The organism is Anabaena sp. CCY 9613 (assembly GCF_963920895.1).
Lineage (GTDB): Bacteria > Cyanobacteriota > Cyanobacteriia > Cyanobacteriales > Nostocaceae > Cyanocohniella.
In genome coordinates, this window is sequence record NZ_CAWUDE010000002.1 from 254506 (window position 1) to 270737 (window position 16232).

The 16232-nt window shown below is 40.3% G+C and carries 12 protein-coding genes and 1 pseudogene; 5 read left to right on the forward strand and 8 right to left on the reverse strand.

Annotated features, from left to right (window positions below; all coding sequences use genetic code 11):
* Positions 1–152 precede the first annotated feature (152 nt).
* A complete protein-coding gene (locus ACM0OT_RS02950; protein ID WP_414562581.1) occupies positions 153–1070 on the reverse strand; it encodes a histone deacetylase in 918 nt (305 codons plus the stop codon).
* Between the two features lie 155 nt (positions 1071–1225).
* Here ACM0OT_RS02950 and ACM0OT_RS02955 point away from each other — a divergent pair, with 155 nt between their 5' ends.
* Entirely contained in the window at positions 1226–2242 is a 1017-nt protein-coding gene (locus ACM0OT_RS02955) for a mechanosensitive ion channel family protein (protein WP_414562849.1), read from the forward strand.
* Positions 2243–2470: 228 nt separating this feature from the next.
* On the opposite strand, the gene ACM0OT_RS02960 is transcribed toward ACM0OT_RS02955, so the two are convergent.
* From ACM0OT_RS02960 to hemE, 4 genes and pseudogenes are all read right to left on the reverse strand, one after another.
* On the reverse strand, positions 2471–2689 hold the full coding sequence (locus ACM0OT_RS02960; RefSeq protein WP_414562583.1) for a hypothetical protein: 219 nt from the start codon (positions 2687–2689) through the stop codon (positions 2471–2473).
* Between the two features lie 484 nt (positions 2690–3173).
* Positions 3174–5480: pseudogene (gene nrdJ, locus ACM0OT_RS02965) on the reverse strand (ribonucleoside-triphosphate reductase, adenosylcobalamin-dependent); the annotation flags it as partial.
* Positions 5481–5857: 377 nt separating this feature from the next.
* A complete protein-coding gene (locus tag ACM0OT_RS02970; protein ID WP_414562584.1) occupies positions 5858–6814 on the reverse strand; it encodes an NAD-dependent epimerase/dehydratase family protein in 957 nt (318 codons plus the stop codon).
* Between the two features lie 355 nt (positions 6815–7169).
* Complete coding sequence (gene hemE / locus ACM0OT_RS02975) at positions 7170–8225, reverse strand: uroporphyrinogen decarboxylase (RefSeq protein WP_414562586.1); 1056 nt, start codon at positions 8223–8225, stop codon at positions 7170–7172.
* Positions 8226–8423: 198 nt separating this feature from the next.
* Between hemE and ACM0OT_RS02980 the strand changes: the two genes are divergently transcribed.
* The 3 genes from ACM0OT_RS02980 (at position 8424) to ACM0OT_RS02990 (ending at position 12180) form a co-directional block, all read left to right on the forward strand.
* Positions 8424–9170 carry a hypothetical protein gene (locus ACM0OT_RS02980; RefSeq protein WP_414562588.1) on the forward strand — a complete coding sequence of 249 codons (747 nt, stop codon included), beginning with the start codon at positions 8424–8426 and terminating at the stop codon, positions 9168–9170.
* 30 nt (positions 9171–9200) lie between these two features.
* The gene (locus tag ACM0OT_RS02985; RefSeq protein ID WP_414562589.1) at positions 9201–11273 is read left to right on the forward strand and encodes a S9 family peptidase; all 2073 of its coding nucleotides are present in this window, start codon (positions 9201–9203) and stop codon (positions 11271–11273) included.
* A 196-nt stretch (positions 11274–11469) separates the two neighbouring features.
* The gene (locus tag ACM0OT_RS02990) at positions 11470–12180 is read left to right on the forward strand and encodes a class I SAM-dependent methyltransferase (protein ID WP_414562591.1); all 711 of its coding nucleotides are present in this window, start codon (positions 11470–11472) and stop codon (positions 12178–12180) included.
* Between the two features lie 73 nt (positions 12181–12253).
* Here the strand turns inward: ACM0OT_RS02990 and ACM0OT_RS02995 are convergent, their stop codons facing one another.
* From ACM0OT_RS02995 to ACM0OT_RS03005, 3 genes are read right to left on the reverse strand one after another with little or no spacing between them, the layout of a single operon-like run.
* Positions 12254–13579 carry an ABC transporter substrate-binding protein gene (locus ACM0OT_RS02995; protein ID WP_414562593.1) on the reverse strand — a complete coding sequence of 442 codons (1326 nt, stop codon included), beginning with the start codon at positions 13577–13579 and terminating at the stop codon, positions 12254–12256.
* Between the two features lie 9 nt (positions 13580–13588).
* Positions 13589–14251 (reverse strand): glycosyltransferase family 2 protein, encoded by a 663-nt coding sequence (locus tag ACM0OT_RS03000; RefSeq protein ID WP_414562594.1) that lies wholly within the window; start codon positions 14249–14251, stop codon positions 13589–13591.
* A 48-nt stretch (positions 14252–14299) separates the two neighbouring features.
* Positions 14300–15400, reverse strand: coding sequence for a class I SAM-dependent methyltransferase (locus ACM0OT_RS03005; RefSeq protein WP_414562596.1), 1101 nt, complete (start codon positions 15398–15400; stop codon positions 14300–14302).
* A 283-nt stretch (positions 15401–15683) separates the two neighbouring features.
* Here ACM0OT_RS03005 and ACM0OT_RS03010 point away from each other — a divergent pair, with 283 nt between their 5' ends.
* Entirely contained in the window at positions 15684–16151 is a 468-nt protein-coding gene (locus ACM0OT_RS03010; RefSeq protein ID WP_414562597.1) for an Hsp20/alpha crystallin family protein, read from the forward strand.
* Positions 16152–16232 lie beyond the last annotated feature (81 nt).

The following is a 16232-nucleotide window of genomic DNA, read 5'->3' on the forward strand; positions in this document are numbered from 1 at the left end:
GGTTAAATGATTAATCCAAAATAATTTAATAATTGGTTAGAAAAAATAAAAACAAAGAAATAAACACTAATAGATACATAATTTAGATTATCCCAAATTCGGGGATAAAATTACCTTGCTGTCATGAAAAAATCATAACTTTAATCTTGAACTCACAGCCGATACTGCTGATAAACCTGACTAGCCGCACGATGCACTAGGGAATGTCGCCAGACGAGAGACTGCATATCATCGGCGTAACCGCCACCAATGACGCAAGCGACAGGATAACCTGCACTTACACAAGTGCTTAAAACCTGCATTTCCCGACGAAAAATTCCGGTATCAGTCACGGCTAATTTACCCAAGCGATCGCCTACATGAATATCAACACCTGCGTCGTATAATACTAAATCTGGCTGCACCTGAGATAATAAATCTGGTAAATAATGTCCCAAGGTTTGCAAATAAGTATCGTCTTCCATACCCACAGCTAGGGGTACATCCAAATCGCTGGTTTGTTTCGTACCGGGAAAATTAACTTCACAGTGCATGGAAAAGGTGAAAACACTCTCATCTTCTTGAAATATAAAAGCTGTACCATCCCCTTGATGCACATCTAAATCCACAATTAAAACTTTTTGTACCAACCCCAATTTTTGTAAAACGCGACAGGCGATCGCTAAATCATTGAAAATACAAAAACCAGAACCATAACTAGGAAACGCATGATGTGTACCACCAGCTGTATTACAAGCCAAACCTTGACTAAGTGCTAGCTGGGCAGTAAGTATTGTACCACCAACCGCTACACAGGTACGATTAGCTAGGTCTGGACTCCAAGGCAAACCAATACGACGCTGTGCTTTGGGTTCTAATGTTCCCTCACAGTAAGCTTGAACGTAATCTGGTGTATGAACTAACTCTATCAACTCCAGGGGCGGGCGTTTAGGGATGTGAAATTGTGATGTTTGCGCCACACCGTCAGCCAACAGCAATTCATATAGTTGTCGAAACTTGGACATGGGGAAGCGATGCCCTGTAGGCAGAGGCGCAATATAATCTGGGTGGTAAATAATTGGCAGTTCCATGATTCTTATTTTGAACCATAGTCTGACACCAATTACTAAAGAGTTGGGATTAGGGAGCAGTGAGGCAACTAAACAAGGTAAAATCTAGCAATCATGGCGTTGCTATGGCAGATGTCCCAAATTTTTCCTTCAAAATCTAAAATTCCAAATTGATGATGCAGCAGTGGATTGTACCAGTCGTATTTATTCTAGTTGGCTTGCTAGCTGGGTTAATTGGGGAAAAAGTTATCTTTAAAAAACTGAGAAAATTTGTTACAGAAAAACAGATACCAGGGAGTGAAGTAATATTTCCCGCCTTAAACCGCATGACATTTCTGTGGTTCGTGCTGGCTGGTTTCTTTGGGGCAATTGTCTATTCTTCTGTTAACATCAGCAATGATTTTAAAATCATGCTGCAAAAAATCATCACCATTATTTTTCTATATTCAGTCACCTTGGTTTTAGCAAGACTGGCTGCTGGTTTCGTGAATATATTTATTCGCAGAAAAGAAGGAGTACCCGCATCACTAATTTCTAATTTAGCAAAAATTGCTGTTTTAACTTTAGGCACACTTATACTTTTACAAACTGTAGGTGTAGAAGTTACACCAATAGTCACTACTTTAGGCGTTGGTGGTTTAGCCGTTGGTTTGGCCCTACAAGATACACTGGCAAATTTATTTTCTGGTTTTTATCTAATTATTTCTAAGCAAGTCAGAACTGGAGATTACTTAAAATTAGATGGTGGTTATGAAGGTTACGTCACAGATATTAATTGGCGAAATACAACCATCAAAGAATTTTCTAATAATGTAATTATTGTACCCAATTCGCGGCTATCTTCGGCAATTTTTACTAATTATCATCTACCAGTTAAGGCAATTACTTTAACACTAGATGTAGGTGTTAGTTATGATTCAGATTTAGAATATGTAGAAAAAGTGACTGTAGAAGTAGCCAAAGATGTCATGCAAGAAATTGCACCCCAATTAATCGAAATTGAACCTAATATTCGATTTCATACTTTTAATGATTTTAGTATAGATTTTCGACTGTATATGCGAGTCAATGAATATTTTGACCAGCGAATTGCTAAACATTTATTTATTAAGAAACTACATAAGCGCTATCAGGAAGAAGGAATTGAGATTCCCTTTCCTATCAGAGATATTTATGTACAAAATAAAGCCTAGTGCCGCTGCGCGGAAGTCAAAAGTCAAAAATCAAAAAGTCTCTTCTAAGAACTGTAGTGAACTGACACAGTTAAAATATTGTCTTAGATGTAGCTACAAATTTTGGCTATTTCTAGCATAAAAATTCACCTGCAATACCTGATGAACAGAGAAAATAGTAGTTGCAGGTGAAGCAAGGCAAAGTTATCTTAACAAAGAAGTAAATTCTGGGAAAAATTAGTCAACATTTCAATCAATTGAAATTTGCTGAGGCCCGGTAGCTTTACCGTTATGCATTTCAACCGTTGAGGAAGTGTAACCAGTGGAGTAGATTTGTTTATCCAGCCAGCTTTTAACAGGATCATCCTTGAGGTTGAGTCGCAACACACCAGAGAAAAACCCACCCATAAATGAAATGGGGTGCTTAGTCATCTGTTGAAATATTGGTGATAATTCATCAAGGAACATATTTTAAGAATCTCCTGGTATTGTCATAAAAAATTATCAGTTCTTAATTGATCGTAACTTAGGTTGGGAGTGGGGACTGGAAGGGGACAAGGGGACAAGGGGACAAGGGGACAAGGGGACAAGGGGATAAGGGGACAAGGGGATAAGGGGATAAGGGGACAAGGGGATAAGGGGATAAGGGGACAAGGGGACAAGGGGACAAGGGGACAAGGGGACAAGGCAATAGGGAAAATGTTCGTCATAGCTAGAAGTCTTTCCCCCTGCTCCCTGCCCTCACAAGTGTAGGTTTTTTATTTGGGTATGAGTAGGCACTCTCAAACAGAGCGATAAACGTGGTTCAAATAACGAAATTTCGTTCTTGGTTGGGAAATCAGAAACTAAAATTTGAGTTGTTAACCAACGTAAAAACTCCATTTCAGGCACGTTTGTAAAATACCTACACCTGTCAGCTGCTCCCTGCCCCCCTGCTTCTTCTCCCCACTCCCTAATTAGTCGGCTGTTGGTCGGGAAACATACACTTATCAGAATCACAGCCACTAGGGCCTGCTTCTGTCAACTCACCAGAATCATAGCGGCTGAGGACTGCACAGAAGTCGTCTGTTTGCCGTCGCGCTTTCACTTCTTCACTTAAAAGCTCATAAGTGGCTTTGTCTATTGGCTCAAACGGTAAACGGGGGAATGATTGCAGGTCGTCAAAACGGGCTAAAAGTGCTGCTGAGATATATCCCTCGTCATTTTGGATGGTTTCGTAAATCTTCTGTCCTAAAGCTTCAACTTCCTCAGAACGCAATTCTAAGGTAGCTGATGTATTATGTGTTACATACCAGCGTTGAACTTGCAAAACAAAATCGAATTGAGCTAACACAGAGAACTGAGAAACATCAATTTGATCAGCGCCTGGTACATCAGCCCAAGGTACAGCAACGGGGATTTCTACCAGCCATTCACTGACGCGGGGATCGAAGGGATCATTTAATAAATTACCCTGTTCGTCTTTGTCAGATTGGGAGGGAATGACGTTGTAACCGTAGTCTATACAAGCTAAGGCTACTGGGTCATTTTTCCCGAAGGTAATGCGGCGAATAAATCTCTGGGCTTTGGGGGGATGCCATCCCGAACTAGCACCAGTTAAGAGAGATTTGGTGCCACTGGGTTGGACTGTAGTACAGCGATTAGGTCGTTTAATATTGTGGCGATCGCAATATTCCCACACAACTCGATGTACTGTATCTTTCCAGAAGCTGAGATATTTTGCTTCTTCGCGCTTAAAGGCTAATCCTTGGGGGGTTTCGGGTCTGCCTTCTTCCCACCAACGCAGCCAGTCTACACCAAAAGCATGGACAAAGAAATCAAATAAACCTGTGAAAGAAACCCCTACAATGGGATCTAATTCCCGACTTTCTTGGTAGCGGGGTTCTAAAAATTGATGGTTTAAAAGTGCTGCTACCGATAGCGCCCCGGCGGTGAAAGCTGACTCTTGTTCTTTATAGTTATGTGGATCAATTTGATTTAAGTGAATTTCTGATAAATTACAGTGAAAATTGCTACCTATAATTTCTCCGCAAGGGTTCAGACCGTAACGACCTAAACGATGCTCTAGCTCATTAGCATCAAGCTCTGGATGGCGTTCTTGTAACCATTGCTTTGCTGTTCCTTGTTCATAAGCTTTCAAGAAATCAACTTTTAAGGCGTGTGTTGTGAGTAAATCACAGTTTGCTCTGGCTACAGCTTCACCCGCCCATTGAATCGCACCTTCGCCACTGTAATATTGTTTACGTACAGCTTCAATAGATTCTTCTAATGTGGGCTTGCGGTGAAATACTCTGGTATGATTTGCCATCCGTAAAGCATCACGCTCTGGGTCAATGCGCCAGTTGCCATTTTCATCCTGTTGCCATAAATTATCTTTGGCTGTAGCTCCTAGTTGATCTTCAGCAGTGAACTGACGCATCCCCGCGCTTCTTCTAATATTGCCTGCAACAATTGTTACTGCGGCTTGATCAATTAACAAACAGCACTCTACTGAATTTAATTGTCGTCCTACTGCTTTATTAAGAATTGACGCACAATTTTGATAAAGTGCAGGTAACTTGACGGGATTGGCAACTCCGCCAAAGCCATTGAGAGTTTCTCCGGCTGTCCGGACATCACTGATATTAACTATTACTTGTACTTCCCCAGAAAATCTTTCATCTGTGGAGAGTTCCAACAAGCTTTTATAAGATTCTACCCAACCTTCTCGGCTATCTCCCACGTGGATAGCAACGCTGTTACCTTCTATATGGGTTTCCGTATATTCACGACGTTGTTCTTTCGGCGTGCTACCAATTTGTCCCTCTACTGTAACATTTAGGTAATTGCGGATGGCAGGCAACTGATTAATATATTGGGGTTCAATGATGGCTCCAGTACCACAGCCCATCATGGCCAAATCCATCATCAATCCAAATGCACTCCAGTCTTGCAGGTTGGTGGAGGTGCAATTATAAGCCCCAGAAAAATTCTTTTGTTTAGCTATCCAATCCGTACCGCCTACCCATAACCAGCGTCCACTAGGCAAAGCTTTGAGGTTACGTTGCATGTCCTCTAAGATGGCAACTTCGGCTGGGGTGAGCTTGCCCAATTCTATAATGCCTTGGAGGGTGCGATCGCATACTTCATCCCATGTTTCCCTTAATCCTGCTTTTGACCTACGGCTGTAGGTTCTGAAAAATACCGGATTGGCAGCCGGGGCTGTTTCAGGAAACTCTGCACTCTGACGTTTTCTTTCTAACTCTCGAACCATAAATCCAGTCTTGTTGCTTGCTAATAGATTATGACTATACGCTAACTAGATGGAGGATTAAAGATTGTCAAATTTTCCAATTTGCGCTACCGCTTTAATGGTCTTAATTGCAACTTAATTTTATGTTGTATAATATTCTTCCCCTACGAGGGAATCTCCTTACTGAGTTTTAAAACAGATGAGTCAAAAGAGGCAGGGGAACAGGGGGTAGGGAGCAAGGGAGAAAACATAGAGGGAGCTTGTTATTCCCCCCAGCAAGAGCGCACGGCAAGGTTTTTAGCAACTGTTCCCAATTCAGGTAAATAACAGTACACTTTCATTGACTGGTATGTGGCATGATCCTAGAAAAAATTGAGCAATTAGCTAATTAATTAACCGCTTTTTTATTTAACACCTTTAACACCGCTAATTTGTAAAACATCACTCATAGTTGCACAGTAATTTGGTAAACCAAAACTAGCAGGATTGACCACAGTTTCATAATTAAAATGGCGATAGTTCATGCAGAACCGATCCCAGGCAGCCATTTGAATGCGGAACACAGCAATAATCAAATTAGCTAATGCTACAGATAAAGGAATACGAAAACGAATTTTTTTACCCAGATAAGCACAAACTTCTTCTACAGCTTGATTTGCTGTTAACGCTGTTTGTCCCAAAACCAATTGGCGTGGTTCGTTTGCTTGGGGAGGATGATCAATTAAATGTTGCACCGTAGTCGCAATGTCTCGCCCGTGGATAAAATGGAAACTACCATCTACTTGCAACAAGCGAATTAAATTAATATATTTGACAACTTCGGTAATTCCCGATGTGAGATGAGAATAAGGTTTATGGTCATCGCCACCTAAAACCAAAGTTGGGAAAACTTTAGTAATTTTGGGAGCTATTTCTAATTCCGCAGTTTTGTGTAAACAGTCGTATTTAGAACGAATATAATCTGTGCCAATTTCCCCAGCTTCTTTGAGGGGTTGATTGTTTCTATCCAAAACACTAGCTGTAGAAAAATAAATTACTTGTTCACAGCGTTGGGGATCTAACATTTTCATCAAATCTAGAGTCTTGACGACGTTAATATCAAATGTTTCATCGCCACCCCAAGCCGTAGCTGTGAGAACTGCTATATCAATTGTCGGTAATAAATCAGCCAACAAATTAATTTTTTGCATATCACCCTGTACAACATTGATACCAGGGCGCACCGTAGTATCAACTTGCAATTTGCTGGGATTTCTGACTAATAAATAAAGTTCGTGATTGGTATTTTGAATTAAAGTTTCTGTTATGTAGTGACCTATACAACCGCTAGCACCGGTGACTAAAATTCTCTTTTGACTCATTATGAAATTTTAAATAAAACTTAGTAATTAAAAATGAAGAATTAAAAATAAACTTAAAAGTTCCCCTCTTAACTCTGTTTCCTCTGTGTCTCTGTGGTTAGATAAATTATTTTTTATTTTTAAACCTAAACCAAAGTTTTGTCATTGATAGGACTTACGCAATCGCTACGAAAATCAAGGCTTTGAGATTGCTTCCCTACGGTCGCAATGACGAAAATACGTGGTTGGTTACGTAAGTCATGATTGAATAACAACCTAACACCGATTAAATTAAAGCTTGTTTCGTAAGGGCGGGCAAGACTTGTACTGAGCTTGCCAAAGTATGCCCACCCCACAGGAGATTGAGGAAATACAATTAAACTCCTACAGCTTTGAGTTGCTTGGCTGTTTCAAAGAAGAAAGCAACATTCTCTTCGGGAGTTTCTGGTAGTACACCATGACCGAGATTGAGAATATGACCCCAATTACCAGCTTTGCGAACAGTATCTAAAATTCGATCGCGGATAAAGTCTTGGGAACCAAATAACACACCAGGGTCAAGATTTCCTTGGACTTTCACGTTTTTGCCTAATCTAGCTCTGGCTTCTGCCATATCTACAGCCCAATCGACGGTGACAATATCTGCACCTGATTTGGGCATTCTTTCCAACACACCTGCGCTACCGCTAACCAACAAAATCAACGGTGTATCAGGATGAGTTTGCTTGACTTGCTGGAATACTCTTTGCTGATAAGGCAAAGCAAAAGTGTCATAATCTTGGGGGCTGAGTTGGCCGGCCCAAGAATCGAACATTTGCACAACTTGAGCGCCGCAGTCAATTTGATAGCGTGTATAGACGGCGATCGCATCAGCTAATTTTGCTAACAACTGATGTAACATGGTCGGGTCGGAAAACGCCATGTTTTTGATCACAGAGTAGGTTTTGGAACCTTTACCCTCAACTGCATAAGCCGCTAATGTCCACGGCGCACCCACGAAGCCTAACACGGTGGATTGATTGCCTACTTCCTGGCGTAATGCCTGCAAAATGGTTTTGATAAACGGTAGTTCTGCTTCTGGTTCCAAAGGACGCAGGCGATCAATTTGTTCTTGGGTGCGGAGGGGCGAGTGGATGATGGGGCCTTTACCTTCCGCAATGTCCATGTCAATGCCCAACCCAGGCAATGGGGTAACAATGTCGGAAAATAAAATCACTCCGTCTGGCTGGAACGCTCTCCAAGGTTGTAGGGAAACCTCAATCGCCACTTCGGGAATTTCTGAGCGATCGCGGAAAGAAGGATATTTTTCCCGTAAATCTCGATATGCTTTCATATATCGTCCCGCTTGACGCATCATCCAGACAGGGGGACGATCTACTACTTCACCACGAGCAGCCCGGAGGAGATGAGGAGCCGTTAACGAAACACCCATTTAACACTTCATCCTAAGTCATTTTTTTATGCCACTGTTTAGCTTATCATTCTGGGATTACGCTTTCGTAATTCGTAATTCGTAATTCGCAATTCGTAATTCGTAATGGAGCCTACGGCACGCTAACGCGAACGTAATTAAATATTCTTCCCTACTCTCTACTCTCTACTCCCTATTCCCGACTCCCTCAATCTCAATATGCAAACTGACTCTAATAGTCCTTCTCGTGCTGCATCTACCTCCCAACCAAGAAAATTATTGATTCCCCGTTCCCATAGACGGCAATTTTGCCTTTTGTTTACTTTGATGACGGTCTTAGGATGGGTTGTGGGTGGCATTACCAGTATAGGTTTAGAGAAAACAATCTTAGGCAGCCTACCACCATCTGATTCTTTTCACTGGGTGAGATTACTTGGTAGCGTTGTGTTTGCGATTATTTTTGCTGCCGATCAAGCCCTGGTTTTGCGGCGCTATCTCTCCGGTGGGCTATGGCTGTTGGCCACCACTACTGGTTGGTTAATTGCCAACAATGTGGCGATCGCCTGGGTAAACTATATTTCATCTATTGCCGCTTCTTTAAATGAAACAGCATCTCCACAAGTCACTATCATTCTCGGCGTTTTGTCAACAGTCTCTTACATTCTTTCCGGAATTTGGCTGGGAATGTGCCAATGGCTGGTGTTGCGACGCTACACAAAACAAGCGTGGTTATGGAATTTTCTGCCTTCTGTTGCCTTTTTTTTGATTAGTATTTTTGTTTGGTCGCTGTCTCAAGTGCAGGATTTGATTCCAGAAATGAATCGTACTCCGATATTGTATTGGAGTGAACAAGGATTTACGGCTGTTATTCTCGGAGTTATACCAGCAATTGGCTTGTGTACCTTGAAAAGAAACTTTCATCGCCCAACAAAAATTTCTAGTTCATCCTCAGTTACCAATAGCTAGTTGCTGGATAATTGCTACAGGTTAAAAATTATGAATAAAGATAACGTTTTACAAAATATCGTCACCCACCCGCCAGTTGCCGAGCAGCAACCGTATGTTTTAGAGTTACATGGCGATCGCCGCATAGATAAATACTTTTGGATGCGCGATCTCGAAAATCCCCAAGTCATCGCCTATCTAGAGGCAGAAAACGCCCATACAGCAGCGATGATGCAGCATACAGAAGCTCTGCAAACCCAGCTTTACAATGAAATGCTGGCACGAATCAAAGAAACGGATTTATCAGTGCCATACCGTAAAGATGAATATTATTATTATTCACGCACCGAAGAAGGTAAAGCATATCCCATTCATTGCCGAAAAAAGGGTAGTTTAGAAGCTACTGAAGAAGTATTAATCGATGAAAATGAATTAGCCCAAGAACATGAGTTTTTTGAATTAGGTGTGTTCGCAATTAGTCCTAATCATCAAATATTAGCTTATTCATTTGATACTAGTGGTTCGGAACAGTACACACTGTATTTTCTGGATTTAAATACATATCAATTGTATCCAGAAACAATTCCCGAAACTTATTTTTCTTTTGCTTGGGGCAACGATAACCAAACAGGCTTTTACACTAAAATTGATGATGCCAACCGTCCTTATCAACTGTTTAGACACACGTTAGGAACTGCGGCAAACCAAGACGTGCTGCTTTATGAAGAAACAGATGATATTTATCATTTATATGTAGGGGAAACCCGCAGCCAAGCATATATAATGATGCATTTGCAAAGTAGCATCACCACAGAAGTACATTATTTAGATGCCAACAATCCCCAGAGTGAGTTGCAAATTATTCGCCCACGCACGACGGGAATAGAATACAGTGTTGAACATCATAATGATAACTTTTATATTGTTACCAACGATGCAGCCACTAATTTTAAATTAGTGAAAACGCCTGTTGCTGAACCATCACTGGAAAATTGGCAAACTATAATACCCCATCGAGACGATGTATTGCTGTTAGATGTGAGCCTGTTTGCCAACCACTTAGTAATTTATGAAAGAAAAGGCGGATTACCAACTGCTAGGGTACAAAATTTATCCACAGGTGAGGAAAATGATATTCTTTTTCCTGAACCAACTTATGAATTTTACGAAGGCAATAATCCAGAATTTAATACTAAAATCCTCCGCTTTCATTACACCTCTTTCATTACGCCGGCATCTGTTTTCGATTACAATATGGAAACCAATGAAAGAGAGTTAAAAAAGCAAACAGAAGTTTTAGGTGGCTACGATAAAACTCAATATCAGAGTGAGTGGCTAATGGCCACCGCCCCAGATGGGACAAATATTCCCATATCTATTGTTTACAAACAAGGAATGCAAAAAGACGGCAAAAATCCCTTGTTATTAACAGGATATGGTGCTTATGGTTCTTCTTACCCGGCATCATTTTCATCAACAAGATTAACATTGTTAGACCGGGGAGTAGTGTGTGCCATTGCCCATATTCGCGGCGGTGAAGAAATGGGGCGCAAGTGGTATGAAGACGGCAAATTCTTACAAAAAAAGAATACCTTTACAGATTTTATCGCCTGTGGAGAGTATTTAATTAATCAAGGTTGGACAGCAAGCGATCGCCTAGCAATTACTGGCGGGAGTGCAGGCGGTTTATTAATGGGTGCAGTCATCAATATGCGTCCTGATTTGTTTAAAGTCGTTGTTGCTAATGTCCCCTTTGTAGATGTTGTCACCACAATTTTAGATACCTCCCTACCATTGTCAGCAATGGAATGGGAAGAATGGGGAAATCCCAACGACAAGGTTTATTATGACTACATGAAATCTTACTCACCCTACGATAACGTAGAATCTAAAGACTACCCAGATTTATTAATTACAGCCGGCTTAAATGATTCTCGCGTTAAATATTGGGAACCCGCCAAATGGACAGCTAAACTCCGAGAAATGAAAACAGATAATCATATTTTGTTGTTAAAAACCAACATGGGTGCAGGACATAGCGGCGCATCTGGACGTTATGAAAGCTTGCGCGAATTGGCTTTTGAATATGCTTTTATTCTCGATAGATTGGGTTTAGGAAAATAAGCACAATTATCTAACATTGATCACCAATTGACCTAATGGATTGAACAAACTTTAATCAATAGGGAGAAATAGTTTTGACATCAGAATAGGCAAGTATTTTTTCGTCTACGCTCACTACAGGCACATCTATCGCAGAGCCTGATAAAATTAGCGCGTAATCATAACTGTACATACACATACCTAGAGCAAAAGCATTATGACTAATGAAACTGTTTCGTACCCTGCCGATTATTTTAAAAGTTGGTTTTTTGAAACAGATTATCAAACTATAGCTGCGATTATTTGGGAAATTTATCAACCAAAAACAGTCGTCGAGTTTGGTTGCGGCCCCGGTCACCTCAGTCGAGAACTGGCTAAACTAGGGGTACAAGTTACAGCAGTTGACGGTTATTCTCAACCAGATTTTGCCGAATTAGCAGTAGAATTTCATTCTCTAAACCTCAACGATCCTACTGCGATCGCTCACCTTTTCACCAATAAATCTTTTGATTTAGCTTTATCGCTAGAAGTAGCCGAACACCTAGAACCAGAAGTTTCTCCTACCATAGCTAATTGGCTAACTAAAATTGCTCCCGTTGTCATATTTTCCGCAGGGGTTCCCGGTCAAGAAGCGCATGGACATATCAATTTACGTCCCCGTGATTATTGGCACAGCTTATTTACTCAAGCTAATTTTATAGCCGCTGACCGCATACGGGAAAAGTTACGCCTGCATCCTAGTATTGCACATTGGTATCGTCTCAATATTTTGGATTATGTTCATATTGACCATGCACAAATTCCCCAACCTGATGAAGTTATTCGTCGCTTAATTGCATCGGAATCTGCTGCTACTACAGCTTATTATGAACAACGTTCTAAACTTTATGCGCTCCAGGAACAGGGGTTAATTGTGTTGGATGATTAAAGGGTGTCAGGACAGGGTATGCGCGTAGGGGTTGGTAAGACAGGACTAAAGTCCTGACTACAAACACAAACCTTTACTTATTTTGCCAAATTAGTTCTAGACGCTCTTGGGCTGTTTTCAGAGCTTTTTCTGGAGACTCACCCAACAAGGAGGCCTCAATGGCTCGACCAAGGCTATCAGATAGACTACTATAACCTGCAAGAATTGGCCGACCACGTGCTGCGGGCATTTGTTCTAGAAACACCTTCAGCACAGGTTTTTGATTAATAAATTGCTGAAAAGCTTCACTTTGGGTAGATTTAATATTTACTGGCAAAAAACCCGTCCCAATACTCCATTCTGTTTGAAATCCTTCACTTAAAACAAACTCTAAAAATTTGAAAGCGGCTTGTTCTCTCTCTGGTGTGGTTTTCATCACATACAAATTACCATCACCAATAGCTGTAGCTTGTTCCACACTAGCCGGCATAGGAAAGACTTGATAATCCACATCAGACTTCATGATATAAGTCCAAGGGCCAGTAATCTGCATAGCAACACGACCAGCAATAAAGTCGTCTTCTTCATAACCCCGTTCAGGTGCAGACAATTTAACCGAACCATCTTTAATTAAATCTTGCCAAAATTGCAAAGCCGTCACAGCAGCATCAGTAGTCAAATTGGGTCGATTATCAGTAATAATTTCTCCTCCAGCACTCCATAAAAAGGGCAACCAACTAAATACAGTCCATTCACCTTTACCTAAAGGTAATAACATACCATGCTGTTCGGGTTGACCATCACCATCTTTGTCTATAGTCAATTTTTTCGCAGCTTCTCTTAATTCCTCCCAAGTTTTTGGTGTTTGTGTAATTCCTGCTGCTTGAAACAAATCGGGGCGGTAAAAAATGCCAATATTACTGGTGTAAAGTGGAACTGACCAAAGGTGATTATCTAATGTTAATGCCTCCAATAAATTGGGGCTAACTTCCGATTTGACGGGTGATTTTTCCAGCAAATCTTCTAAAGGTCGAATCGCATCTAGTTCGACAAACTGACCTGTAATTTGCGGGTAAAAAGTTAAAATATCTGGAGGTACATTCCCCACAACTGCGGCGAGAATTTTCGGCAATTGTTGGTCTAGTCCACCTGCAAAGATAGATTCTACTTGGATATCAGGATGAGTTTGATTAAATTTATCTACTAGTTTTTGAAACACATCCCGATTAGCTGGGGGATTAATTCCTTGCCATAGTGTTAGGCGAATTACTCCATCATCTTTTTGTGCTGAAGCTTGACAACCCGATAAAAATATGAGACACGAACTTAGAACAATTCCTAAAAATAATAGCTTCCAAGTAGAAGCAATTAATTGACGCCAAGAACTTCTGATTGGGTGTAGTAAAGGGATACTTTTCATACCAACTGATTAGCTAGATGAAGAAATTTTTTCTAAAACACTTTTAGTTATACTAGTTTCGGCTCTGGTATAAATATAAGTTTGCGGTTCACTGACTTTTTGGGTATGGAAGATTTTTTCTGCCCGTTCCCAAAAGTCGGTATCTTCTCCATAAGGAATATCATTAAATCCCTTTAATTCAAAAAATACTTTCCTTTTCCCAAAAAAGGTGGGGCCTAAAACGCATTCTCGTAAATTAATTGTTTTTCCAGGTTGAAAATAATCTGCTACCCAAATTTCTTCTGTAGAGTAAAATCCACCTTGGATTAAGTCAATTTCGGGATTAGCTTGCATATATTCTAGTCGGGAATCTAGATGATTAGGTTTGTAAGCATCATCACTGTCGAGAAATGTAATGTAATTGCCAAATGATGCCTGAATCCCTGCATTTTTAGAGTATCCTAATTTCCGATTTTGATGTCTCAAATAACGAACATTGTGGAATTTTTGCAGATATGGGTTGACAATTTCAAAGGTATTATCTTGACTACCGTCATCTACTACAACTAATTCCCAATCAGCAAAAGTTTGATCAATAACACTATTAATACAGTTATTTAGATATTCTGCACGGTTATAAGTACAGAGAATAACTGATATTTCTGGTTTTACATCAAAGTTGATACAACTCATAAATCGTGATTAATTGTGTATTAAAAGTATATTAGGCATCATCTATGTTTATTTTTCAGCCATCATACAAGTGGCGACGGGGTAATCTGGATGAAAAGCGTCTAGTTCTTCGGTAGTTAGTTCTTCTACGGCAATTCCATGATAACTGGCGATGACGCTGATAGGATTACCATAGACGTATAACTGTTGTTGGGAGAAATGTCTAAATATCGATGCAAAAGCATCAGGTAAAGGTCGCCAGTAATCCATAGGGGTAGCATGAACTCTGATAGCGCTTGGTACCATAGCAAAACATTTCCCACCAGGTTTTAACCATGTGTGAATATTTTCTACTGCTATCCAAGGGGCATAACAATGTTCTAATACATTGAAGATGATAATTGAATCGAAAGATTCTGGCTCGATGACTGAGACTTCGTGAACATCACCCACTATATCAATGCCTGGGCCTGCTTCTAAGTTGAGAATTTGATATGAAGTTCCTGAGTTAACTTCATAAAAATCTTTATCTTTTGGTGTTCCGCCAATTTCTAACACATTACCGACAATTTGTGGACGAATTTCGGCAATAAATTTACTGAGGTAGTATCTATCAACAGGAGTTCCCCTAGTTAAGCCAAATGCCTGACAAATAGGCACTGTTTTTTTCAAATCGCCCCAGTCTATAGAGCCAGTAGCAGGTGAAAGTAAACCTATATTTTCTAAGATTTCTACTATTTTGCGGAAGTCTTCTAAATTTTGAATTGAGTCTAGGTCATCATTTAATTCACATTGAGAGAACAATTGTAGCAAAACTTGGTAATTTTCTTGACTTAACGAACCAAGTTCAAATTGCATCTCTTTTTCGATAAAACTGCGAAATCCTTTACCAAAAATTGTGACACTGCCATCTGCTAAATAGACTATGGCATCTGGCATCAATTGTTCATATTTGTTTAGTTCATTAATATATTGATAATTTGTTAATTTAATTTTTTGAAATATTTCGTAGGATGTTTCTAAAGAATGTTCATGGACAAAAATTTCTAGAATAATTAACCATGACTTGACCGGAATCATTTCTGCTGTGCGCTGACTCCACGCAAAAATGGCATATAACTTGGCATCTTCTATTTTCAAAAAAGCATTGGGAACATATTGTTTAGCCATGCAATTAATTATCGGAATTTGCTAGGAGTTCAGATTGACTCAGGTATTATAAGCTATTTCCGGGTTTGTAACGAAATATGAAATTAATTATGGAGTACGGTTATTGCGATCGCACCTGACGATAGAACCGAACCTACTTGATTTAACGTGAATCTAATGTGTTATTAGGAAGCTGAAGATTAAGCTTTAATAGATACAAGATTGACAATAAATAGTCCAGAAGCTTGAGATTGAGCCTCCTAAGACTAAACAGAATACTTAAGACATCTTAGAGGTGATAGCTATGGCAATAACTCGTTGGGAACCATTCCGAGGGTTTGAACGTTGGGAACCGTTTCGGGAAATTGACACCTTACAGCGGCAAATGAATCGCTTGTTAGAAAGGATAAGCCCAAGTGATGGTGGTGAAAGAATGGGATTTCTCTTCACCCCTGCGGCTGAACTTGAAGAAACCGAGGATGCAATTCACTTGAAACTCGAAGTTCCTGGTTTAGAAGCCAAAGATATAGATATAGAAGTAACTCCTGAATCAGTTTCTATTAGTGGTGAGAGGAAGTCTGAATCTAGAACTGAAGACCACGGTGTCACTCGGTCTGAATTTCAGTATGGCCAATTTCAACGGGTAATTCCCTTACCTTCACTAATTCAAAACGACAAAGTGCAAGCTGATTATCAACACGGTATTCTCCGCTTGACCTTGCCAAAAGCTGAATCAGAAAGACACAAAGTTGTCAAAGTGAATGTTGGTTGATGTGAATGAGGAAGTGGCGAGTAGGCAAGTAATCTGCTCCTGAATGAATTTTTGCCCAAGTTCTGGGGCGATCGCTCTACA

What these genes read in the sequence shown, in the direction of transcription:
- ACM0OT_RS02985 (WP_414562589.1), top strand. Translation starts at nt 9,201, where the DNA reads ATGAATAAAGATAACGTTTTACAAAATATCGTCACCCACCCGCCAGTT.
- ACM0OT_RS02980 (WP_414562588.1), top strand. Translation starts at nt 8,424, where the DNA reads ATGCAAACTGACTCTAATAGTCCTTCTCGTGCTGCATCTACCTCCCAA.
- ACM0OT_RS02950 (WP_414562581.1), bottom strand. Translation starts at nt 1,070, where the DNA reads ATGGAACTGCCAATTATTTACCACCCAGATTATATTGCGCCTCTGCCT.
- ACM0OT_RS03010 (WP_414562597.1), top strand. Translation starts at nt 15,684, where the DNA reads ATGGCAATAACTCGTTGGGAACCATTCCGAGGGTTTGAACGTTGGGAA.
- ACM0OT_RS02995 (WP_414562593.1), bottom strand. Translation starts at nt 13,579, where the DNA reads ATGAAAAGTATCCCTTTACTACACCCAATCAGAAGTTCTTGGCGTCAA.
- ACM0OT_RS02970 (WP_414562584.1), bottom strand. Translation starts at nt 6,814, where the DNA reads ATGAGTCAAAAGAGAATTTTAGTCACCGGTGCTAGCGGTTGTATAGGT.
- ACM0OT_RS03000 (WP_414562594.1), bottom strand. Translation starts at nt 14,251, where the DNA reads ATGAGTTGTATCAACTTTGATGTAAAACCAGAAATATCAGTTATTCTC.
- hemE (WP_414562586.1), bottom strand. Translation starts at nt 8,225, where the DNA reads ATGGGTGTTTCGTTAACGGCTCCTCATCTCCTCCGGGCTGCTCGTGGT.
- ACM0OT_RS02990 (WP_414562591.1), top strand. Translation starts at nt 11,470, where the DNA reads ATGACTAATGAAACTGTTTCGTACCCTGCCGATTATTTTAAAAGTTGG.
- ACM0OT_RS03005 (WP_414562596.1), bottom strand. Translation starts at nt 15,400, where the DNA reads ATGGCTAAACAATATGTTCCCAATGCTTTTTTGAAAATAGAAGATGCC.
- ACM0OT_RS02960 (WP_414562583.1), bottom strand. Translation starts at nt 2,689, where the DNA reads ATGTTCCTTGATGAATTATCACCAATATTTCAACAGATGACTAAGCAC.
- ACM0OT_RS02955 (WP_414562849.1), top strand. Translation starts at nt 1,226, where the DNA reads ATGCAGCAGTGGATTGTACCAGTCGTATTTATTCTAGTTGGCTTGCTA.